Below are 21,638 nucleotides of genomic sequence, written 5' to 3' on the forward strand. Positions count from 1 at the left end.
AATGCAAGGCTCCAGATCTTATCACATTTGGATGGGAGTGCTCACATTCTTTATGCTATTAGGAGCCTATTGCTACTACCAGCAATTAAGTCAGGGTTTGGTGGTAACGGGCATGCACGACAATGTGAGTTGGGGATTATACATCTCCAATTTCACGTTCCTCGTAGGAGTGGCCGCTGCGGCTGTCATGCTTGTGATGCCAACCTATGTCCTAAAAGACGTTGATTTTTCGAAGGCAGTTTTGATAGGTGAGGGATTAGCAGTAGCAGCATTGATCATGTGTTTAGCTTTCGTAACTGTCGATTTGGGTGGACCCGGAAGAGCCTGGCACCTGATTCCCGGCATTGGGTTATTCAACTTCCCGCAATCCATGCTGGCCTGGGATGTGATTGTTTTGAATGGCTATTTATTTATCAATATTACTATACCACTTTACATCCTGATGTCCAGGTATCAAAATCGGGAACCGAATAAGAAATTTTATATTCCTGGAGCGATGATCTCCGTTTTCTGGGCTGTAGGTATCCACATGGTAACAGCCTTTCTGTATGCAGGATTACCAGCACGACCATTCTGGAACAGCTCTCTGCTGGGCCCAAGATTTCTTGCTTCAGCGTTCGCTGCAGGACCTGCACTTATTATCATCATTTTAGAGGTGATCAACAGATATACAGATTATAAAATCGCTGATAAGTCTTTTGGAAAATTGGCCATGGTAGTGACCATTGCAGCACAGGTAAATCTCATCATGCTGATATCTGAGCTCTTTAAAGAGTTTTATGCTCAGACCCACCACAGCTTAAGTGCGGTTTATTTGTTTTTTGGATTGCATGGAAAAACGGGGTTGGTGCCGTGGACGTATGCTTCTTTGATTTTGAATGTAGTGGCCACAGGAATCCTGACCATGCACCTCATTCTAAAAAGCTATCGTTGGCTTACTGTTGCGTGTGTTTGCTTGTTTGTGGGAATCTGGATAGAAAAAGGAATGGGGTTAATCATACCGGGTTTTATCCCTGGTTCGTGGGGAGATATTGTTGAGTATGTACCCACCTGGATAGAGGTCGGAGTAACGATTGGAATCTGGGCCATGGGTGCCTTTATTTTCACCATCCTGGCAAAGTCTGCCATTTCCATTGAGATGGGTAGAATGCGGTATGTAGAAAGGAAAGTAGCAACTACTGATTAATACCCTGCCCCTGCCTCAATTTCACTTGCTTCATTGAATTGAGATGCTTTGCCTAAAGATTATTAATATTAGTCCAGCAAAAATGAAAACCATTACAATTGACGTAGTATTGTTATTCAAAATATGAGACATTCATTAATCTTATTTTTTAGCATTTCTTGGATATTGCTGTCAGCTCAAGACAAGCAAGACCTTTCTGATCTTTCTCCGGAAGAATTTTATACCTACATTTTTGAAACTAAAATCACTGAAGAAGAAGATTTCCAAAAAGGTATTCCTAATGGGGAGATATTTTCTGATTCAACTTTTCTTACAATAAATGGAGATGAACTTTCATTTATTGATGCGGAATATGAGCTAACAGTGGTTGATTTTTGGTTTAAAGGGTGCAGTGGCTGCAAGCAAGAAAAAAAGTTTGTTAAACAGGTTATTGAAAAATATGAAGATGATTCTCGGATTAGATTTGTGGCAATTACTCCAACTGATGAAAAAGGGATTGAAAGGGTTATCAAGAAGCATGGAGATTATTACAAGCATATCATATCAGTAGGAGGATTTAAAAATTGTGAACTCCTTTTTAAGTTCAAGGGATTTCCCCGACATGTTTTGGTTGATAATAATGGTAGGGTACTTGCGACTTATTTTGTGCCAATATTTAATGCTGGAATTCAAAAAGAGTATGAAAAACGAATTTTATCATTTATCAGATAGAAAAATTGATGATTTGAAGCATTGACAAATATTTTCGGTTTTGTTTGGTTCAAAAATCAAAACAGCTTGTTAAGGGATAATATTTTCAAATTTATTTCTCTCATTATAGAGGAAACCTTAAACCTTTCTAATATTCACTCCCACTGACTTAGATGCCGGGGTGTGACTTTTTCTTGCGATTAGATGCAGAGGCACCAATGGATTAGCTTCTGGGAAATATGTAGCTACACAACCCTTAGGTATTTCATACGGCACAACTGTAAATCCGGCGACCTTCCGTTCTAGTCCGTAATGGTTGGATAGTACAACAACATCTTCTTTTTCAAGACCTTCTTCTCGCATATCCACTTCATTCATGAAGACCACATTGCGGCCACCAAAAATTCCGCGATAGCGATCGTCTAATCCATAAACTGTGGTATTGAATTGATCGTGACTTCTGATGGTCATCATCACATATTTATGTCCTTCCGGTATGGATTCAGCTAATTGATTGATGGAGAAAACTGCTTTTTTGGAAGGAGTATTGAATTCTCCCTTTCGAGCCCCATTGGGAAGTTCAAAGCCATTATCATTTTTTAGTCGTTCATTATAATTCTCGAATCCATGAATGGCTTTAGCAATCAAGTCACGGATGTTGTCATAGTCCTCAATTAATCCCGACCAGTTGATATCATCGTTACCTAATGTAGCTGCAGCAATGGAAGCCACAATTTCCGGCTCACTTTTCAAGTGTTTGGAAGGAGGAGTGAGACTCCCATGCGAGCCATGAACCACACCCATAGAATTTTCAACGGTTACGACCTGTTCTTTTCCATTCTGAATGTGTTTGTCCGTTCTACCCAGACAAGGTAAGATCAGCGAAGTTTTGCCAGGCGCTAAGTGTGTTCGATTGAGTTTGGTGCTGATATGCACGGTCAACTCACATTTTTTTAAGGCCTGCTCAGTCAGTAAGGTATCAGGTGCTGCAGGCAAAAGATTTCCTCCAAGCGCCATGAAGAACTTCACTTTCCCTTCATTCATGGCCTCAATGGCTTCCACCACATTGTAACCTGGCGATTCGGGAGGATCAAAGTTGAAGGTGTCTCTCAATTTATCCGTCCAGGCTTTGGTTGGTCGTTCCCAAATACCCATGGTGCGATCACCCTGCACATTGCTGTGACCTCTGACCGGACAGGTGCCAGCTCCTTTTTTACCAATACTTCCTTTCAGCAAGAGCAGATTTACAATCTCGCGGATGTTATCCACTGCATTGACGTGTTGAGTGAGCCCCATTGCCCAGCAGGCTATTATCTTCTTACTGGCTGCCAGCCAATGAGAACTTAGAAGCACATCTTCTTTAGAAAGGCCTGTTTGACTGATTAGATCATCCAATGAATACTGTTCCAGATCGGCTTTCAGTGCTTCAAATCCTTCCGTGTTAGCAGCAATAAATTTTCGATCCAAACATCTTTCATCTACCAAAAGCAGCTTCAGCCAGGCTTTGAGTAAGGCAACATCCTGATTGATTTTGATTTGCAGGTAGAGGTCTGCGATATCCGTTCCCTGACTGATCCAACCCTTGATTTTTTGAGGATTTTTAAACTTCATCAATGCGACTTCCTTCAAAGGATTGATCACGATGATCTTCGCACCATTACGTTTGGCCTTTTCTAATGAATTCAGCATTCTGGGATGATTGGTGCCCGGATTTTGTCCAAAAATCAAAATGACTTCTGCATGCTTAAAATCTTCGAGTGTCACGGATCCTTTACCAATGCCTAAGGTTTCACTTAGGCCAACCCCACTCGATTCGTGGCACATGTTAGAGCAGTCGGGGAGGTTGTTGGTTCCGAACTTACGTACGAAGAGCTGGTAGAGAAAAGCAGCCTCATTGCTAGTTCTTCCGGAAGTATAAAACACAGCTTCATCGGGATGTGGGAGAGATTTTAGATGATCACTTATAAGTTTGAAAGCTTCGCTCCATTCAATGGGTTCGTATCGTGGACTGCCTTCTTTTTTGATCATCGGTTGGGCAAGCCTGCCTTGCTGACCTAACCAATAGTCGCTTTGCTTTCTGAGGGAATCAATCGTATGCTGTTTGAAAAATGCTTCGCCTGCCATCTTATGCTGTGCTTCCTCCGCGATGGCTTTTACCCCGTTTTCACAGAATTCGCCCAATTTCGATCGCTTATCTGGATCGGGCCATGCACATCCCGGGCAGTCAATGCCCTTTTTTTGATTTAGTCTACTCAAAAGCTTCAATGCTTTCCATGGAGGCATGGCCTTCAGAATCATGCGGCTGGCGTTGGCCACTGATGTTGGTCCAACGGAGACTTTGGGTTTGTCTTTTATGTGTAGATGGTTGTGCGCTGGCATAGGATATAAAGATAGGAATCCTTGGGCATAGACTATATATACAGATCCGTATTCCCTTGTGAGACCGACTGAAAGGAGGTCGAGTCATGGGAATCCCTTGAAGGATAGAAGTAAAGTTCATTAAGATTCCCAAGTCTCACTCGTGCCTCGTTCGCAAGGGAATAGGGGAAGTGGTTAAATAGTGTCCTTTTTGCTTCTCCGTATTCCCTTGGGAAAATGGCGTTAGCCATTTGAGTCATGGGAATCTCCTTGATGATGCGTCTAATGGTTATAAGATTCCCAAGTCTCACTCATACTTCGCTCGCAAGGGAATAGGGCTAAATTTTTTAGATTTAGGATTTGATGGTTAAAGGTGGATACGTTTATATCATGTCGAATAAGAGTCGAAGTGTACTTTATGTCGGCTCCACGGATAATCTGTATAATCGAGCCTACCAACATAAAAATGGCTTTGGGTCAGAATTTACAAAAAAGTATAACTGCACAGACCTAATCTATTATCAGTTTTATGAACGCATTGAAATAGCCAGGGAGCGGGAGCATAAGATCAAAAAGTGGAATCGCGCCTGGAAGGACAAATTAATTAGGGATTTTAATCTAACTCTTAAAGATCTTTTTGATGAGGTAAGTGATCTGCAATAAACACCGTATTCCCTTGGGAGACCGACTGAAAGGAGGTCGAGTCATGGGAATCCCCTTTGATGATGCGTCTAATGGTTATAGATTCCCAAGTCTCGTTCCTTCGTCACTCGCAAGCCAGCCTGCGGTAGGCAGGGGAATAGGGATGTAATATTTGGTGTCTTTTAACCTCACCGTATTCCCTTGGGAAAATGGCGATAGCCATTTGAGTCATGGGAATCTTCTTAAGTGATAGATTGGAAGATTACGAGATTCCCAATTCTCTTTCATTCTTCACTCGCAAAGGAATAAGGTGATAATAATCTTGATTTGTCATTTAAATAATCTCCAATGCTATTCTCGCTGAGTCCTCGAAATGATTGGCACGATCCTCTGCTGAATTAAACTCTTTGGTGATCAGATTATCACTCACGGTTAAGATACTTAAGGCTCTGGTGTTAGTTCTGGCAGCCAGCGTGTATAGTATGGCTGACTCCATCTCTACTCCAAGTACCTCATGATTAGCCCAAACTTCGTAGCGATCAGGATTTTCATCATAGAAGAAGTCTGTGCTAAATATTCCTCCTACACGAACAGGAATGGATAGCTCCCTGGCTTGATGGTAGGCCTTATCCAGTAACTCAAAATCAGCTACAGGCGAATAATTCATCCCATTAAAAGTCGCCCGATTGATGTTGGAGTCTGTATTGGCACTCATAGCCAGTATCACCTCTCCAAGGCTTATTTCTCGTTTTAGGCTACCACAGGTACCGACCCGAATAATGGTCTTCACATCGTATTCCTTAATCAGTTCGTTGGCATAGATGGCTGTAGAGGGCATGCCCATACCGCCACCCTGGACAGAGATACGCTTCCCTTTGTAAGTGCCTGTGAACCCGGACATGTTTCTGATATTCGTATATTGATGTACGTCCGTCAGGAAGGACTCAGCGATTAACTTAGCCCGGAGTGGGTCTCCCGGTAATAGGACCGTTTCAGCGATTTCGCCTGCTTTAGCACCAATATGAAAGCTCATACTTCTGTAAGGTTATTTAATCCATCTGAAAATTAGGTTCAAATGCATTAAATGTTCAATTTGTAAGACACTAATAATGAAGATAAAGCCATTATCGGAATCCGAACTTATCCTGAATCCAGATGGAAGCGTGTATCACATTTGTTTACGTGATGAACATGTGGCGGATACCGTGCTCTTAGTCGGAGATCAGGATCGCGTGGCGCAGATTAGCAGACACTTCGATCATGTTGAATTTCAAAGAAAAAATCGTGAATTTGTAACGCATACGGGTACCTATAAAGGCAATAGAATCACCGTTATATCCACTGGGATAGGTACTGAGAACATAGATATTGTGGTCAATGAGCTACATGCCGCAGTAAACATCGACTTAAAGAACAGAATTCCCAAAACAAATCAAAGAAGCTTGAATCTAATTCGCATAGGGACTTCAGGTGCACTTCAACCGGATATGCCCGTTGGATCACATGTGGTTTCAAGCTATGGGCTAGGTTTTGATGGGGTCCTCTATTACTACAACTATACGTTTGATGCCAAGGAAGCTGAAATCACAGAAGCAGTAAGAAATCATCTTCAATTGGATGCTAAACACTCACTTCCCTATGTGGTGTCCGGATCTTCCGGATTGGTTCAGCAAATAGGGGCAGACATGCGAGAAGGAATCACTGCTACAGCAATCGGTTTTTATGGCCCTCAGGGGAGGAGTATTGGTTTGAAATTGAGTATTGATGATCTACAAGGTATGTTACAGGCCTTCGAGTTTGAGGGTCTTCGAATCAATAATTTTGAGATGGAAACTTCTGCGTTGTTTGGGTTGGGCAGGCTGTTTGGCCATCATTGCTGTACATGTTGTGTGATTCTGGCAAACAGAATTACGAAAGACTTTCTGACAGATCATGAAGCAGCCATTGATGCGCTCGTAGAAACCGTGCTGGATCGATTGTGATCATGAACCTGAATTTCTTCCTTGCATATTCCCTGGGAGACCGATTGCAAGTGGTCGAGTCATGAGAATCACTTTCATGCTAGGTATTAGATTCCTACGTCTCGTTGTGCCTCACTCGCAAGAATTGGTGGTTATATGGTGCCTTCTCTCCTCCCGTATTCCCTTGGGAAAATGGCGATAGCCATTTGAGTCATGGGAATCTCCTTTGATGATGCGTCGAATGGTTATGAGATTCCCAAGTCTCCTTCGTTCCTAGTCGCAGGGAATTGGGTTGATAGAAGCACCACCCTTTTCTCTTAGACCCGATAGGAGTGGCATCCTTTTGCAACGGGTTGGGAGTGGGAAGTGCAAAAGATAGAACGGATAGCGGGAACGCCTCTTACGCACACTAGATGCCTGTTCTCTCCAAATAATTGACAAAAGTCATGTTTGTCAGCTTCTTTATTGATAAAGTAAATGCCTATTTTTACTCCATATGATAGTGGTGAAAGCTTTTGGTCATGTGAAGGAGGTATTGGGATCTGAGTTGGAGGTAAATAGGGAGTTGATCGATGTAAAATCACTGCGAGATTACTTAGGTAACGAGTACCCCACCATTGTATGGTCCACGGTTGCGATAGCCGTAAACAAGAAGTATGTGCAGGACCCGGACCCCATTAGCCCCGGCGATGAAATCGCCCTGATACCACCAGTATCCGGAGGGTAAAAATTGGTACAATTAGTTGAACATATTGACCTCAATGAGGTGTATAAGCTGCTTGCTGATACAAAAGCAGGGGGTACGTGTGTATTCGTGGGTACGGTGAGAAATCACACCCCGCAACGTGAAGATGCGGAAGTGACTGATTTACGCTTTGAAGCGTATGATGAAATGGCACTGGCTGAGATGGAAAAGATTCGGCAACAAGCCATCGAAAAATGGGGACTGCATCAAGCAGTTATGATCCATGCAATAGGCAAGAAGGAAGTTGGGGAGCCTGTTGTAGTGGTAGGAGTGGCTTCCTCCCATCGCAAAGAGGCCTTTCCGGCCTGTCAGTTTTTGATTGATGAATTGAAGAAATCGGTTCCTATCTGGAAGAAAGAATTTTTCACCGACAGTAGTCACTGGGTCTCACCTACACCATAATGGAAAAGTTGCAAGACAAATTTGGAAGGGAGATTAACTATCTCCGACTATCGGTGACCGACCGATGTAACCTGAGGTGCACCTATTGCATGCCTGAACGTGGGATGACCTTTGAGCCGAAAGAGCATCTGCTATCCTATGAAGAATTGCTGAAACTTGTGGATGTGGTGGGTGAAATGGGGATCAATAAAATCAGATTGACAGGAGGGGAACCGTTTGTTCGAGCCGATTTGATGTATTTCATCAAGGCGCTTGCTAAAAAGTCCTATCTCGATAAAATTAGCATCACTTCTAATTTGACGTTGATTCGTCCACATTTGGATGAACTGGAAAGCCTTGGGGTTAAGGACATCAATGTGAGTCTGGATTGCCTGGATCGACAGAAGTTTAAAGAAATCACCCGAAGAGATGAATACGAAGAAGTTTTTGGTGCTTTACATGAAATGATAACCAGAGACTTCAATCTGAAGGTGAATTGTGTGGTGATGAAAGGCGTGAACGAGGATCAAATCCTTCCATTGCTTGACCTGGCAAATGACAACCCAATTTCTGTTCGATTCCTGGAAGAAATGCCCTTCAATGGGTCAGGAGGGAAGGTGGAAACCCCAATGAATTATAAAGACATCCTGTCGATCATCGAAAAGGAATACGATTACACTAAGATGATTGATGGCCCGCATTCTACCTCGCAGAATTATCAAATCGCAGGATTGAAAGGCTCATTTGGTGTGATTCCCTCTTTTAGTCGTACGTTCTGTGGGGATTGTAATCGATTGAGGATGTCGGCGACCGGAGAGATTCGCACTTGTCTGTATGGACATAGCCAGTTGAATTTGAAAGAGATGCTCCGATCCGGAGCGTCTACCGATGAATTAAAAGAAGCATTGAGGGTGGCAGTGGCTAACAAACCTAAGGATGGATTCGCTGCTGCCGAGGAAAATGAAAAAGAGTATTTATCCATGACCAAATTAGGAGGATGAGCGAGTTAACACATATCAACAAAGAGGGGGATGTGCACATGGTAGATGTGAGTGATAAGGAAATTACCGAGCGCATTGCTGTGGCTACTTCCCATGTTGAATTTCCAGTAGAAGCGTTTGCAACCATCAAAGCGAATGGGTTCAACACTAAAAAAGGAAGCCTGATTCAGACGGCTGTATTAGCTGGAATAGGGGCTGTGAAGAAAACATCCGACTTGATTCCATTGTGTCACAACATCCCAATATCCAAAGTTGATATTGATATTCAGCCAACCGAAAATGGATTCGAGATTAGCTGCCTGGTGAAAACGACCGGGCAAACCGGAGTAGAAATGGAGGCTTTAACGGGTGCTTCAGTTGCCGGATTGTGTATTTATGATATGTGCAAGGCGCTTTCTCATGACATCATTATTGGCCCGACTCAGCTGCAAGAAAAGAAAGGAGGGAAGCGTGACTTCAAACGATGAACTATATGGATTGGTATTGATGGGCGGCCAAAGCTCCCGCATGGGGACAGATAAGTCCGCGCTCAATTATCATGGCAAACCACAGGTGGAATACCTGTTTGACTTACTCCAGGTTAAGCTTTCCAAAGCCTTCGTTTCGGTTCGAAAGGGACAATCTGTTGCGTTTACTGATCGTATAATTGAGGACAGTCTGGATACCAAAGGACCGATCAATGGCATTATTAGTGCCATGCATGCACATCCGAATAAGTCGTGGTTGGTGCTCGCTGTGGATCTACCTTTTGTGACTGAGCAAACGATAGATCAACTCATTCAAAATCGTGATCAAACTGCCCTGGGAACTTCACTGGCGACTAAAGAGACCGGATTGCCAGAGCCTTTAATAGCCATTTGGGAAGCACATGCTCGTCCGGTTTTGGAGGAATTTCACATCGAACAAGATATGAGGTGTCCGCGCAAATTCATGATGAACCATGAGGTCCATTTGGCACATCCAAAGGATGATCAGGAACTGTACAATGCCAATAACCCGGACGAATACGAGTTTGCCAAGTCATTGATTCAATGAATACTGAGCGTTACCAACGGCAGATTGTGCTCCCTGATTTTGGGGCAGAGGGACAACAGAGGTTGTTGGATGCCAAAGTGGTCGTCGTTGGAGCCGGAGGGTTAGGCGTACCGGTGCTTCAGTATCTGGTGGGTATGGGCGTAGGCACGATCCGAATTGTTGACGGAGATGCTGTTTCTCTGAGTAACCTACAAAGACAAGTGCTGTACTCGACCGATGATGTAGGTAGGAAAAAAGCGGTAGTAGCTAAGGAGCGATTAAAAGGCTTGAATCCTGAAGTGTCCATTGAAGTGACGACTCAAATGCTCGAAAAACAAAATGCCAACGACCTAATTTCAGGATGTGATTTGGTAATTGATTGTACGGATAATATTGAAACACGATACATCATTAATGATGCTTGTGTAGCTAATGAAATCCCATTCGTTTATGGTGCTCTTTACAAACATGAGGGGCATGTAAGTGTGTTTAACTATCGGGGAAGTTCCAGCTATCGGGATGTATATCCGGATGATTCAGCGAAAGTGGATAATTGCAATGAGATCGGAGTGCTGGGTGTGTTGCCGGGAATCATTGGCACGTATCAGGCCATGGAGGCAGTGAAAGTATTGACAGGAATTGCTCAACCTTTAGCTGGAAAATTATTGGTCGTGGACGCGATCAATACCGAGCATCACGTATTTGAATTGGCCCCCATCACCAAACCGGAAAAGAAAAAGAACATTCACCAAGAATCCTGGCTGACCTGGCATGAACTAACCGAAATGGACCTTAGCCAGTATCATTTAATTGATGTGCGATCAGAGGTTGAGTACAGTCAAAACCACGACGACCGATTTGAAAACCGACCAATGGATGAGTTGACTACTTTCAAAGCTCAAAAAGAAGTGATCCTGGTCTGCAATAAAGGGAATGCTACACGGCAGGCTGCTACGTTGATAGCAGCACAAAATCCGGAAATAAAAGTATTTCAAATGAAAGGGGGGTACAGTACGCAATGAACGAGTATGTACTCCTAGGGCTGTTTTTTTTCATTGCACTTTTTTATTCATCCATTGGGTTTGGAGGGGGGTCCAGCTACCTGGCTATTTTGAGTTTGGTATTGACCGATTTTTATGAAATCAGAACCCTGGCACTGGTGCTCAATGTAATCGTGGTTACCATTGGAACGATTGTTTTTTTAAGGAAACGAGTATTTAAGTGGTCACTTTTCTTGCCGTTCCTATTGCTAAGCATTCCAATGGCTTTTTTTGGGGCACAACTTAGGCTGACGGAACAGGTATTTTTTATCATTTTGGGAATCGCTTTGATCCTTGCAGCTGTAGCCATGCTCGCTCAGTCCATCATTAAAAAAGGAAAGTCAACAACCCTCAATACTTCTAAAAGGATGGTTTTAGGTGGAGGTATTGGTATGTTATCCGGCCTGGTAGGTATAGGGGGAGGAATCTTTCTGTCACCTACTCTGAATCTAATGAAGTGGCAGAATGCGGTAACTGTTGCATCTCTGGCTTCTTTCTTCATTTTGGTTAATTCTTTGGCCGGAATTACGGGGTTGGTGGTTAATGATACGTTTCAGTTGAGTGCCTCGTTTGCGAGCGGAATTATCATCGCGGTGATGCTTGGAGGGTTGGTTGGTTCACAGCTTTCCATCAAGATGAACCTCAACATTATTCGAATGCTTACGGCCATTCTTGTTTTGTATGTAGGGGTGAGGGTTGTGTTGTTGCATGGTTTTGATATTTTGATTTGAACATTATTAAAAGACCAAAAAAAGTTTTCTGATAGATGTTGTTTTGGAATATCTGACCTTTGAATTAATTCCGTTAAAAAATTCAGCCAAAGGAGTTTAAAATATAAATCCATTGTTTGAGCGTAGCGAGTTTGGATTTATGTTGTACAACAAGCTGAATTTTAGGAATTTATTCATAGTCTTGAGTTTTTTGCTTCGTTTTTGGGTTAAGCCAAAAATGAAGGACTATTAAAGGATATCAGATTGTTTTACTTTTTTCCTTGACGAAAAAAGTATCGCAGCGGCGAACCGTCAAAAAAGTCAACAGGGCCGCCTGGCGGAAAATTTTAAAGCCATACCCTCATGCCACCTCCACCGCTCCAAATTTTCATCCCCTCCCTCCTTGTTGATTAGTCGCTTAATATATTTAAGGTAATAGCAATAAAAAATATGATTCCAGTAAAAAAAGCATTAGAAATCATTGATCAGCATAAAGGATCGTTTGGATCCGAGGTGATCCCGTTTGATCAATCTGTAGGACGGATATTGGATGAAGATGTGAAGGCAGATCGGGATTTTCCACCTTTCAATCGGGCGGCCATGGATGGAATAGCTATATCAATGAGCGACTGGGCAAAGGGAATGCGATCGTTTCCGGTGAGTGGTGAGCAATTTGCAGGTGCACCTCAGCAGGAATTGACGCCCGGAACATGTTTGGAAATTATGACGGGAGCAGTAGTGCCAAAAGGGGCAGATGTGGTGATCAGATATGAAGATGTCACCATTGAAAACGGTCAGGTGACTGTTAATATTGATGAGGTAAGCCAAGGCCAAAACATCCATCCACAAGGGGTGGATTCAGAAGCTGGAACAATATTGATTGCTGCCGGAAAGCAACTCACCATTGGCGATGTGGGCATATTAACTTCTGTTGGTAAAGTGGAGGTAAAGGTCAGGCGATTACCCAAAGCTGCCTTGATTTCTACGGGAGATGAGTTGGTCGAGCCCCATGAAACACCCTTGCCACATCAGATACGCAAATCAAATATTCATACACTTGCCACACTCTTAAAGAAAGCAGGAATTGATTTTACTATCTTTCACATCAATGACTCTAAGGATGAAATCACTCAAGAGATTGGTCAGATACTAAAATCCTATAGCCTTATTCTGATGAGTGGAGGGGTCTCCAAAGGGAAGAGAGACTACATCCCGGAAGTGCTGGAAGAATTAGGAGTAAAAAAGCATTTTCATAGGGTGATGCAGCGACCGGGAAAACCGCTTTGGTTTGGAAGTAACGATTCTGCTACTGTATTCGGATTCCCGGGGAATCCAGTATCTACACTTGCTTGCTACATGGTCTACTGCAGGCATTGGTTGAACGCTTCATTGGGTATTCACATTGAGGAACAGCATGCCAAATTGGGTAGAGAAATCAGATTCGAAAAAGAACTAACATTCTTTGCCTCGGTTTCAGTTAAAAACGAATTAGGTGAACTAATCGCAACCCCCATTAAGGGCAATGGATCAGGGGATCTCGTCAGTCTTTCATTGGCAGATGGATTCATTGAATTGCCGGCTGACAAGTCTATTTTTAAAGAAGGTGAAGTGTATCCGGTACACTTGTTTTAGTAGAAAGAAAAAAGAGATATAATTAATCCCCTCCTTGGAGCGGTTCGACGCATCGGGGTTTGGGGTGGGTTATTGCAAGTTTTATTAATCAATTACATCAAAATGACTCGTTTTTTTACGAACCCACCTCTCACTCCTCCAGGGAGGAGACTATTTGTGTCATTTAATGTAATTATTTAAAAATATGAAACTAAGAATCAATCAATCGTCCATTCGTATTCGCTTTGGTAAACAGGATATTCTTGAACTGAAAGAACAGCGGAAGGTTAAGAACGAGCTCCTTTTTCCGGGAGGGGAAAAGCTGATCTACCAACTTGAAATAGGTGCATCCTTTCATGCTTCTTTAGATGCTAACTGTTTGATCGTCACTATTCCGAAGGATGAATCAGATAATTTAATACTGTCAGAAAAGCTTGCTATAGAAACTAAGCTTGCACGAGATGAGAATAGCGAACTCATCTTATTGGTAGAAAAGGATCTCCTTGATCTCTAACTTAAAAGATCCAGATCGTCCGGCGTATCAATATCAATGACTCCTTTGGAGAAAGGGATCGTTCGCACATGATCTAATTTTTGCTGAATCAGTTTTCTGGCTCCCTGATCTCCTTTCAATTTCATCAAATCTTCAAAAAAATGATGACTAAAAATTGCAGGAACACCCATTTGATTGGCATATGAGCAAGTTGTTATACATGGTTCATTTGCATCCTGACTCGCAATCAATTGATTAATGATTTCAACGCTCACATAGGGTTGATCGGATAGCATGATGATTACATGTCTAAGGTTAGTACACTTACTGAGAAGGCTTTTGAGCCCGGTATGAATGGAAGTACTCATGCCTTTTTTCCATTCATAATTATGAATCATGCTGAATGTTCCTGGAATTATGACCTCTTGAATGAGCTCGCTTTTTGCACCAAGAACAAGCACACGTTCTTTCACATTGACTTCCTGTCCGATATCTATGATGTGCTGAAGGAGCGGTTTATCTTCAAATTTGACCAGTTGCTTTGGTTGACCCAACCTGCTGGAAGCACCGGCTGCTAAAACCATAAGCCCGATATTTCCATTGGTTTTCAAATCCTCAAAGTATCAAATTGGGTGTTCTCTTTCGTGTGGATGGGCCCTTGCTTGTCTCGAAGGAAGGTGCCTTTGTTTCCAGTAAGCACCGCATTGATTTCAGCCAAAACAGAAATGGCAATCTCTTCAGGGGTTTCTGCTCCAATCTCTAATCCAATGGGAGCATAGATGCGATTCAAGCGTTCTGCAGAAACATCAATTCCTTTGGTTTTCAGTTCATTGATCATTCGAAGAAACTTCTTTTTAGGACCTAAAATCCCAATGTAAGGTACTTGTTCATATGGAAGAATACATTCCAGAATAGACAAATCATACTGATAATTGTGCGTCATCAATACAAAGACCGTCTGTTCATTAATTGGGATGTTTTGAATCGCTTCTTCCGGTTTCGCCACAATGATTTGACAAGAGGAGGTAAATCGGGATTCGGATGCATGTGAAGGCCTACCATCTACCACATAGATGTTCCATCCGAGTGTTTCTGCCATGAGTGCCAGTCCCTGGGTATCATTCCCGGCACCCACAATAACAAGCGAAACAGCAGGGGGGAAGTACTCAATAAAGGCATTATGCGTTGTTTGGTCATCCTCGTAAGCCCTGAAAAGCGATCGTTTTTCTTTGAAGACGATGTTTGAGTCTTTGATGATTGAATCATAAAGCTTCTGATTTTCAATTGAGCCAGCAATCACATTATCTGATTTCAATAGCAGTGTGCATCCTGGTTGTTCGCCCCTTTTATCCTTGAGGTTAAATAGGGTCACCATGACGTATGGCTTTTGTGAGTCTTGAATTTGCTCCAAAAGCTTAAGTGGATTCATTGGATCTTTGGCATCCAGCGGCTCAAACAGCACCTGAATGATTCCTTCGCATCCAAGCTGAGCACCAACTACCGCATCTGCTTCATCGCTGGTGTCATACGAGATCAGTACGTTTCTATTTTGAACCAAAGCATGTAAGGCTTTTCTAAGCGCATCACCTTCCAGACAGCCACCACTGATAGCGCCGGTCGTGATCCCATGTTCGTCTACTAACATCCTTGCGCTAGGCCGTCGATACGATGAACCATCCACATGAACCACCGTTGCAAGCACAGTCTTGATTCCGTTTGCGGTAGCTTTCTTGTAAGCTTCAATGATGGTTTTTAATTCTCTCATGTTCTCAGTTTCCTAACTGCAGCGGTAACTTTTTCGATAGCAAAATCAATTTCTTCTTCGGTAGTAAATCTACCCAGACTAAAACGAAGTGAGGAGTTTGCTAAATGATCCGGAATGCCCATGGCTTTTAATACATGTGAAGGTTCAACTACAGCAGACGTGCATGCTGATCCCTGAGAAACGGCCAGTCCATTGAGTGAAAGCAACAATCGCTCGCCATCAACATCCGAGAAAGCAATATTGGTTACATTCGGAAGTCTGCTTTTTGTGCTACTATTAAGCTGAGTCCCCTCAATAGATAATAAGGATTGCTCCAGTTTGTCTCTGAGGTTTTTAATTTTAATAGCTTCTGCCTCCATTTCTAGTTTAGATAACTCACAGGCCATCCCAAACCCTACAATAGCAGGCACATTCAAAGTACCTGATCGAATCCCTCGTTCATGTCCGCCTCCTTCTATGAGCGACCCAACCTTAGTTCCTTTTCGAATGTAGAGTGCGCCAATTCCTTTTGGGCCATACATCTTGTGACTAGAAAAAGACATCAGGTCAATGCCTAAATCATTTACATCAACGGGTGTTTTACCTACAGCCTGAGTCGCATCGGTATGAAATAGCGCCTGATTGGAATGAGTGATAGTTGAAAGTTCTTTGATAGGCTGAATACATCCGGTTTCATTGTTGGCCATCATGATGCTGACCAATCTTGTGTGATCAGAAATTGCTTTTTTAAACGCATTGATTTCAAGCGATCCATCAGATTGTACAGGTAGTACCTCAACATCAATTCCTTTAGCTGCTAATGATTCTGCCGGATCAAGGATGGCTTTATGCTCGGTAGCACAGGTGATGAAATGATCTCCCTCATTCAGCAAGCCTTTCAAGGCCAGGTTGTTGGATTCGGTGGCTCCCGAGGTGAATACAATCTCATTTGGATTGGCTCCAATCAATTCCGCCACCTGTTCTCGTGCGTGATCTACGGCTTCTTTGGCTTCCCATCCGTACGCATGATTGCGGCTGGATGCATTCCCAAACTGTTCAGAAAAGTAAGGAAGCATTTCATCAACCACTCGTGGATCAGTGGGGGTAGTAGCGTTATTGTCCAGATAGGCTCGTTGAATCATTGAAATTAAAATTAAGCTGAAATTATACAATTGATTAACCGTCCACATAAGTGGTCTGGACATTGGACTAGAAATTCACTAATTTGTATAGCCTTACCAAAAAATGATACCAACATGGCCGCTTTTTCAATTAAAGTAAATGGTAAAACCCATCAGGTAGACGTAGATTCGGATACCCCAGTACTATGGGTTTTACGAGACCACCTCAAGCTTGTCGGAACAAAATTTGGGTGCGGAATAGCATCGTGTGGTGCCTGCACCATTCATGCAGATGGCAATGCGATTCGCTCTTGTTCACTTCCAATCTCAGCAGTCAAGGACATGGAATTAACCACCATTGAAGGGCTATCCAAAGAGGGTGATCATCCGGTTCAGGAAGCATGGTTGGAGCATGACGTGCCACAATGCGGCTATTGCCAGGCTGGTCAGATTATGAATGCAGCAGCGTTTCTCGAGAAGAATCCCAATCCTACAGATGAGGAAATATCTCAGGCGATGAATGGTAACATTTGCCGATGTGGCACCTACATCCGTATCAATCAGGCGATTAAAACGGCAGCCTCAAAAATGTCCTAACTCACCCAAAAGAAATCTATTATGACACTCATTAGAACACAAATCAATCGTCGCTCATTCATGAAACTTTCTGCAGCAGCAGGAGGAGGGATGATGTTAGGATTCAGCTGGTTGGCTTCATGCTCATCACCTAAGGAGGAATATGCTCAAATTCCGGAAGAATGGTTCGATATCAATGCATTTATCAAAATAGGGGAGAATGGTACGGTCACCATCTATTCACCAAACCCAGAAATCGGACAAAATGTGAAAACTTCCATGCCAGTCATCGTAGCTGAGGAACTGGATATTGATTGGAAAAATGTAATCGTTGAACAGGCGGATTTGAATACCGTGAAATACAATCGTCAATTAGCTGGTGGAAGTCAGTCCATTCGCCATGGATGGCAAAGCTTGCGTATGGCAGGAGCTACCGGGCGCAGGATGATGATGGAAGCAGCTGCTAAGCAATGGGAAGTTCCCGTGAGCGAATTAACGACCAGCATGGGTGAAGTCATTCATGCTGCCAGCGATAAAAAAATAGGTTATGGAGTGTTGGCTTCATTGGCCGCAACTTTAGAAATTCCTGCGGAGGTAGAATTAAAAGACAATGCAGATTTTAAGCTGATAGGTGGGAATATTAAGAATGTCGATGCAAAGAAAATAGTTACAGGGGAGCCACTTTTCGGATTGGATTACGAGCAAGAAGGTATGCTCACGGCTATGATCATTCATCCTCCGGCCTTTGGTATGAAAATGAAATCGTACGATGCTTCTGAGGCTAAATCAATGCCCGGAATCAAAGATGTGATTGTGGTCAATACAGAACCAAAGGAAAAACAATGGTCCGATACCAACGCCTTTACTGAATTGATTGCGGTAGTAGGCGAAACTACCTGGCAGGTGATGAAGGCAAAAAAGGCAGTGAAGGTAGAATGGGAAGTGGATACCCCTCTGGAAAATTCGGAGGATCATAACCGTTTGCTTGTAGAAGCTATGGAAAAACCAGCGGAGGAAATGAGAAAAGACGGTGATCCTGATCAGATATCTCAGCAAGCTGCAAAGACAGTTGAAAGTGTATTCAGCGCACCTTTTCTGGCTCACAACACGATGGAGCCCATGAATTTCTTTGCGAATGTCACGCCAGATAAAGCTGAGTTGGTTGGCCCCATCCAAACACCGGAATACTTACGCTTGTCAGCAATGGACCTGTTAGGAATGACTGAAGATCAGGTTTCCATCCAAATGACCCGAATGGGAGGAGGTTTTGGAAGAAGACTGTACGGAAATTTCGGATTGGAAGCGGCTGCTATTTCGCAAAAAATGAAGGCTCCAATTAAGCTGGTGTATACCCGAGAGGATGACATGACACAAGGCACCTATCGTCCAGCCTATCGAGTGGCATATAAAGCAGCACTAGATGAGAATGGCGATGTGCTTAGCTGGCAGGTAAAAGGAGCGGGAATCCCAAGTGATCCATTATTTCCGAACCGTTTTCCAGCAGGAACCATCGACAATTTCAAAATTGAACGAGTAAGAATACCTACAAATATTTCTACCGGTGCATGGCGTGCTCCACGCTCTAATTTCATTGCGGGAGCAGAGCAATCCTTTATTGATGAGGTAGCAGAAGCTGCAGGTAAAGATCCAATCGAATTTAGGTTGGCCTTGTTTGAGAGAGCGATGAAAGATCCGGTGGGAGAAGTGAATGATTATGATGCTGAGCGATATGCCGGTGTATTGAAGCTTGTCCGTGAGAAATCAAACTGGGGGACAGAGATGCCAGGCGTTTACCGAGGAGTATCTGCCTATTACTGTCATAACTCTTATGTCGCACAGGTTGTTGATCTTGAAAAGATTAATAATGATCTCAAGATTAAGAAGGTCTGGTGTGCGGTGGATTGTGGCATTGTTGTGAACGTGGAAGGTGCACTGAATCAGATACAGGGAGGTATTATCGATGGTATAGGACATGCCATGTACAGCACTTTGACATTCAATGATGGTCAACCTCAACAGGAAAACTTCAACGGTTATAAGCTCATTCGAAACAGCGAAGCACCTTTAGAGATAGAGACACACTTTGTTGAGAACGGAATTGATCCGACGGGACTTGGGGAGCCATCCTTACCGCCAATATCAGCGGCATTGGCTAATGCATTGTATCAAGCTACAGGCCAGCGCTATTATCATCAGCCGTTTAGCAGTGCTGAGCAGGTCGCTGTGGAGATGGTGGGGTAAATGATTCTTGAATGGTTGATTGAGAGGTCAATGGTTTATTATGCTCTCTTGCTGAAAAATTCTTGAGTAATCACAGTTACTTTTTACCTCTTTTTCGTCTAATTATATAACTAGAAGCTATATAATTGGTGTGAAAAATGGGGCAGTTGATATTGATACTTTGATTGAAGTCCTGAAAAGGAGAGAAGGTAGAGCCATTGCTAAATTCAAACCGATCTACAGAAAAAGAATTGCTGAGTTGCAGAAACTGAAGAGTCATTGTCCTTTGCCAGAAATGGATTTGGTAGAGGAGAATGACTACCTGCAATTGCATTGATTGAGATGACCATCCAATTTTTGTAACTTTAATATCAATCGTGGATTTGTATGTCTGCACCTTCTAATCAATCATGGGGCTCACGGATTGGATTAATCCTTGCAATGGCCGGAAACTCCGTTGGACTGGGAAACTTTCTAAGATTTCCGGTTCAGGCAGTTGAAAACGGTGGAGGTGCCTTCATTATCCCTTACCTGGTTTGTTTCTTATTGATGGGAATTCCGCTTCTTTGGGTGGAATGGTCTATGGGAAGACGAGGTGGAACTCTCGGTTATCATGCGACACCATTCATTCTGCAATCTATTGGGAAAAGAAAAGCCTGGGCATATATCGGCGTTTTTGGAATATTCACCAATATCGGCGTAGCTGCATACTATTGTTACATTGAAAGTTGGACACTTTCCTATTTTCTTCATTCAATCAAAGGTACTTTTCAGTCCATGGATCAGCTTGCCATAGTCCAATTCTTTGATCTATACACCAATTTTGAGACCTCCTTTCTGGGTATCCCATATGAAGCGGTTTTCTTTTTTATCATATGCGTGTTTTTAAATAGCTTCATCTTGAGCAAAGGACTTAGAGGTGTAGAACTAGTTGCAAAAATTGGCATGCCGTTGCTTATTCTGTTTGGAGTATTTCTTGCCATCAAATCGCTCTCACTAGGCACCTCTGCTGCCTCAGAGCAATTTCCTCAAGCCAATGCGTGGGACGGCCTAAATTTTATTTGGACACCCGAATATGATTCGTTGTGGAAGCCTCGGGTATGGCTGGCTGCAGCCGGACAAATTTTCTTCACTCTTTCCGTTGGTATGGGTACCATCCATTGCTATGCGTCTTACTTAAAATCCAGAGAAGACATTGCATTAAACTCCACTTCAGCTGGATTTGTAAACGAGTTTGTAGAGGTTGTCTTGGGTAGCTTGATTGTGGTGCCATTGGCTGCCGGCTATCTTGGTTTGGATTGGGTCAAAGAAAATATTGGATTTGGAGTTGCTTTTCAGACTATGCCTTTCTTGTTTAGCCAATGGGGTCCATTCCTATCGATTGTGGCAGGAGTCATGTGGTTTGGATTACTATTTTTTGCCGGAATCACTTCGTCCCTTGCTATGGGTACACCATGGATCGGATTTATGAGAGATGAGTTTAAGTGGACCCAGTCGAAAGGTGCGTTTACGTTTGGTTTGCTTACGTTACTCTTCGGACTTCCTTGCGTACTCTTCTATCACATGGGCGTGTTTGAAGAGTTTGATTATTGGGCAGGTACCATCTCTCTGGTGATTTTTGCTACTGCGGAGATCATACTGTTTTCATGGGTGCTCGGAGTGAATGAAGGATGGAAAGACATTAATATTGGTGCTGAGCTAAAGTTGCCTGTATTTTTCAAATTTGTGCTCAAATACATTACTCCAATATTCCTAATCTCAGTTTTTATTGGCGCACTTGTCACTCCAGTTGATAATAACTGGATCAATGCATTTAATAACCTATCCGAAGGAAGTGGCTGGCAACTGGATCACTCATCCATCATTAGTCAAATGATGCTCACAGATTTAAGAGAGCAAATTTCTTTAGCATCAGATACTCAATTAATATCAGAGCTTCGAAAAGAGCTTTACTATGTGAGCGCAGCTCGAATGATGCTGATTTTGCTATTTGCAAGCATTGCCTATCTAGTATATAGAGCAAGTAAAAAACATCAATCATTATGACACGAGAAGCACTTATCTGGATGATTTCGGTTCAATTGCTAATCATTTTTGCAACCGCCTATCTTTTTTATCGGATATTTAGAAAAGATGAAAAAAGGT

The 21,638-nt window shown here is 42.9% G+C and carries 22 protein-coding genes; 17 read left to right on the forward strand and 5 right to left on the reverse strand.

Features of this window, described 5'->3' with window-relative positions:
* Position 1: 1 nt before the first annotated feature.
* Both dsrP and ACXAH9_RS04225 read left to right on the forward strand, forming a co-directional pair.
* Positions 2 to 1,186 carry a sulfate reduction electron transfer complex DsrMKJOP subunit DsrP gene (dsrP, locus tag ACXAH9_RS04220; protein WP_474893619.1) on the forward strand — a complete coding sequence of 395 codons (1,185 nt, stop codon included), beginning with the start codon at positions 2 to 4 and terminating at the stop codon, positions 1,184 to 1,186.
* 123 nt (positions 1,187 to 1,309) lie between these two features.
* Positions 1,310 to 1,897 (forward strand): TlpA family protein disulfide reductase, encoded by a 588-nt coding sequence (locus ACXAH9_RS04225; protein ID WP_474893620.1) that lies wholly within the window; start codon positions 1,310 to 1,312, stop codon positions 1,895 to 1,897.
* A gap of 117 nt (positions 1,898 to 2,014) precedes the next feature.
* Here the strand turns inward: ACXAH9_RS04225 and ACXAH9_RS04230 are convergent, their stop codons facing one another.
* Entirely contained in the window at positions 2,015 to 4,255 is a 2,241-nt protein-coding gene (locus ACXAH9_RS04230; RefSeq protein WP_474893621.1) for an FdhF/YdeP family oxidoreductase, read from the reverse strand.
* Positions 4,256 to 4,597: 342 nt separating this feature from the next.
* On the opposite strand from ACXAH9_RS04230, the gene ACXAH9_RS04235 reads away from it, so the two are divergent.
* Positions 4,598 to 4,897: a GIY-YIG nuclease family protein gene (locus tag ACXAH9_RS04235; protein ID WP_474893622.1), complete on the forward strand. Its 300-nt coding sequence runs from the start codon at positions 4,598 to 4,600 to the stop codon at positions 4,895 to 4,897.
* 313 nt (positions 4,898 to 5,210) lie between these two features.
* On the opposite strand, the gene deoD is transcribed toward ACXAH9_RS04235, so the two are convergent.
* Positions 5,211 to 5,909, reverse strand: a complete 699-nt coding sequence (deoD, locus tag ACXAH9_RS04240; RefSeq protein WP_474893623.1) for a purine-nucleoside phosphorylase — start codon at positions 5,907 to 5,909, stop codon at positions 5,211 to 5,213.
* Between the two features lie 76 nt (positions 5,910 to 5,985).
* Here deoD and ACXAH9_RS04245 point away from each other — a divergent pair, with 76 nt between their 5' ends.
* The 10 genes from ACXAH9_RS04245 (at position 5,986) to ACXAH9_RS04290 (ending at position 13,853) form a co-directional block, all read left to right on the forward strand.
* A complete protein-coding gene (locus tag ACXAH9_RS04245; RefSeq protein WP_474893624.1) occupies positions 5,986 to 6,858 on the forward strand; it encodes a nucleoside phosphorylase in 873 nt (290 codons plus the stop codon).
* Between the two features lie 475 nt (positions 6,859 to 7,333).
* The gene (locus ACXAH9_RS04250; protein ID WP_089358417.1) at positions 7,334 to 7,564 is read left to right on the forward strand and encodes a MoaD/ThiS family protein; all 231 of its coding nucleotides are present in this window, start codon (positions 7,334 to 7,336) and stop codon (positions 7,562 to 7,564) included.
* Positions 7,565 to 7,567: 3 nt separating this feature from the next.
* Entirely contained in the window at positions 7,568 to 7,984 is a 417-nt protein-coding gene (locus ACXAH9_RS04255; RefSeq protein ID WP_474893625.1) for a molybdopterin synthase catalytic subunit, read from the forward strand.
* The gene (moaA, locus tag ACXAH9_RS04260) at positions 7,984 to 8,964 is read left to right on the forward strand and encodes a GTP 3',8-cyclase MoaA (protein WP_474893626.1); all 981 of its coding nucleotides are present in this window, start codon (positions 7,984 to 7,986) and stop codon (positions 8,962 to 8,964) included. Before ACXAH9_RS04255 ends, moaA begins: the two co-directional genes overlap by 1 nt.
* A complete protein-coding gene (gene moaC, locus ACXAH9_RS04265) occupies positions 8,961 to 9,431 on the forward strand; it encodes a cyclic pyranopterin monophosphate synthase MoaC (protein ID WP_474893627.1) in 471 nt (156 codons plus the stop codon). Before moaA ends, moaC begins: the two co-directional genes overlap by 4 nt.
* Positions 9,364 to 9,999, forward strand: a complete 636-nt coding sequence (gene mobA / locus ACXAH9_RS04270) for a molybdenum cofactor guanylyltransferase (protein WP_474893628.1) — start codon at positions 9,364 to 9,366, stop codon at positions 9,997 to 9,999. The genes moaC and mobA overlap by 68 nt, the downstream gene beginning before the upstream one ends.
* Complete coding sequence (gene moeB / locus ACXAH9_RS04275; RefSeq protein WP_474893629.1) at positions 9,996 to 11,000, forward strand: molybdopterin-synthase adenylyltransferase MoeB; 1,005 nt, start codon at positions 9,996 to 9,998, stop codon at positions 10,998 to 11,000. Before mobA ends, moeB begins: the two co-directional genes overlap by 4 nt.
* Complete coding sequence (locus ACXAH9_RS04280) at positions 10,997 to 11,749, forward strand: sulfite exporter TauE/SafE family protein (RefSeq protein WP_474893630.1); 753 nt, start codon at positions 10,997 to 10,999, stop codon at positions 11,747 to 11,749. Before moeB ends, ACXAH9_RS04280 begins: the two co-directional genes overlap by 4 nt.
* Positions 11,750 to 12,178: 429 nt before the next feature.
* Positions 12,179 to 13,360: a molybdopterin molybdotransferase MoeA gene (locus ACXAH9_RS04285; protein ID WP_474893631.1), complete on the forward strand. Its 1,182-nt coding sequence runs from the start codon at positions 12,179 to 12,181 to the stop codon at positions 13,358 to 13,360.
* A gap of 184 nt (positions 13,361 to 13,544) precedes the next feature.
* Complete coding sequence (locus ACXAH9_RS04290; RefSeq protein ID WP_474893632.1) at positions 13,545 to 13,853, forward strand: DUF7009 family protein; 309 nt, start codon at positions 13,545 to 13,547, stop codon at positions 13,851 to 13,853.
* Here the strand turns inward: ACXAH9_RS04290 and ACXAH9_RS04295 are convergent.
* The 3 genes from ACXAH9_RS04295 to ACXAH9_RS04305 are packed head-to-tail and all read right to left on the reverse strand — an operon-like array spanning position 13,850 to position 16,718.
* Positions 13,850 to 14,443, reverse strand: coding sequence for a nucleotidyltransferase family protein (locus tag ACXAH9_RS04295; RefSeq protein WP_474893633.1), 594 nt, complete (start codon positions 14,441 to 14,443; stop codon positions 13,850 to 13,852). The two genes, ACXAH9_RS04290 and ACXAH9_RS04295, sit on opposite strands and share 4 nt — an antisense overlap.
* Positions 14,440 to 15,597 (reverse strand): XdhC family protein, encoded by a 1,158-nt coding sequence (locus ACXAH9_RS04300; protein ID WP_474893634.1) that lies wholly within the window; start codon positions 15,595 to 15,597, stop codon positions 14,440 to 14,442. The genes ACXAH9_RS04295 and ACXAH9_RS04300 overlap by 4 nt, the downstream gene beginning before the upstream one ends.
* Entirely contained in the window at positions 15,594 to 16,718 is a 1,125-nt protein-coding gene (locus ACXAH9_RS04305; RefSeq protein WP_474893635.1) for a cysteine desulfurase family protein, read from the reverse strand. The genes ACXAH9_RS04300 and ACXAH9_RS04305 overlap by 4 nt, the downstream gene beginning before the upstream one ends.
* Positions 16,719 to 16,832: 114 nt before the next feature.
* Between ACXAH9_RS04305 and ACXAH9_RS04310 the strand changes: the two genes are divergently transcribed.
* The 4 genes from ACXAH9_RS04310 to ACXAH9_RS04325 all read left to right on the forward strand — a co-directional run bounded on the left by ACXAH9_RS04310 (position 16,833) and on the right by ACXAH9_RS04325 (position 21,539).
* Positions 16,833 to 17,294 carry a (2Fe-2S)-binding protein gene (locus tag ACXAH9_RS04310; RefSeq protein WP_474893636.1) on the forward strand — a complete coding sequence of 154 codons (462 nt, stop codon included), beginning with the start codon at positions 16,833 to 16,835 and terminating at the stop codon, positions 17,292 to 17,294.
* Between the two features lie 21 nt (positions 17,295 to 17,315).
* Entirely contained in the window at positions 17,316 to 19,514 is a 2,199-nt protein-coding gene (locus ACXAH9_RS04315) for a molybdopterin cofactor-binding domain-containing protein (protein WP_474893637.1), read from the forward strand.
* Between the two features lie 130 nt (positions 19,515 to 19,644).
* Positions 19,645 to 19,830: a hypothetical protein gene (locus ACXAH9_RS04320; RefSeq protein WP_474893638.1), complete on the forward strand. Its 186-nt coding sequence runs from the start codon at positions 19,645 to 19,647 to the stop codon at positions 19,828 to 19,830.
* Between the two features lie 50 nt (positions 19,831 to 19,880).
* Complete coding sequence (locus ACXAH9_RS04325; protein WP_474893639.1) at positions 19,881 to 21,539, forward strand: sodium-dependent transporter; 1,659 nt, start codon at positions 19,881 to 19,883, stop codon at positions 21,537 to 21,539.
* The last annotated feature ends 99 nt before the right edge of the window (positions 21,540 to 21,638 follow it).

Source organism: Ekhidna sp. ABH4_415 (assembly GCF_056161305.1).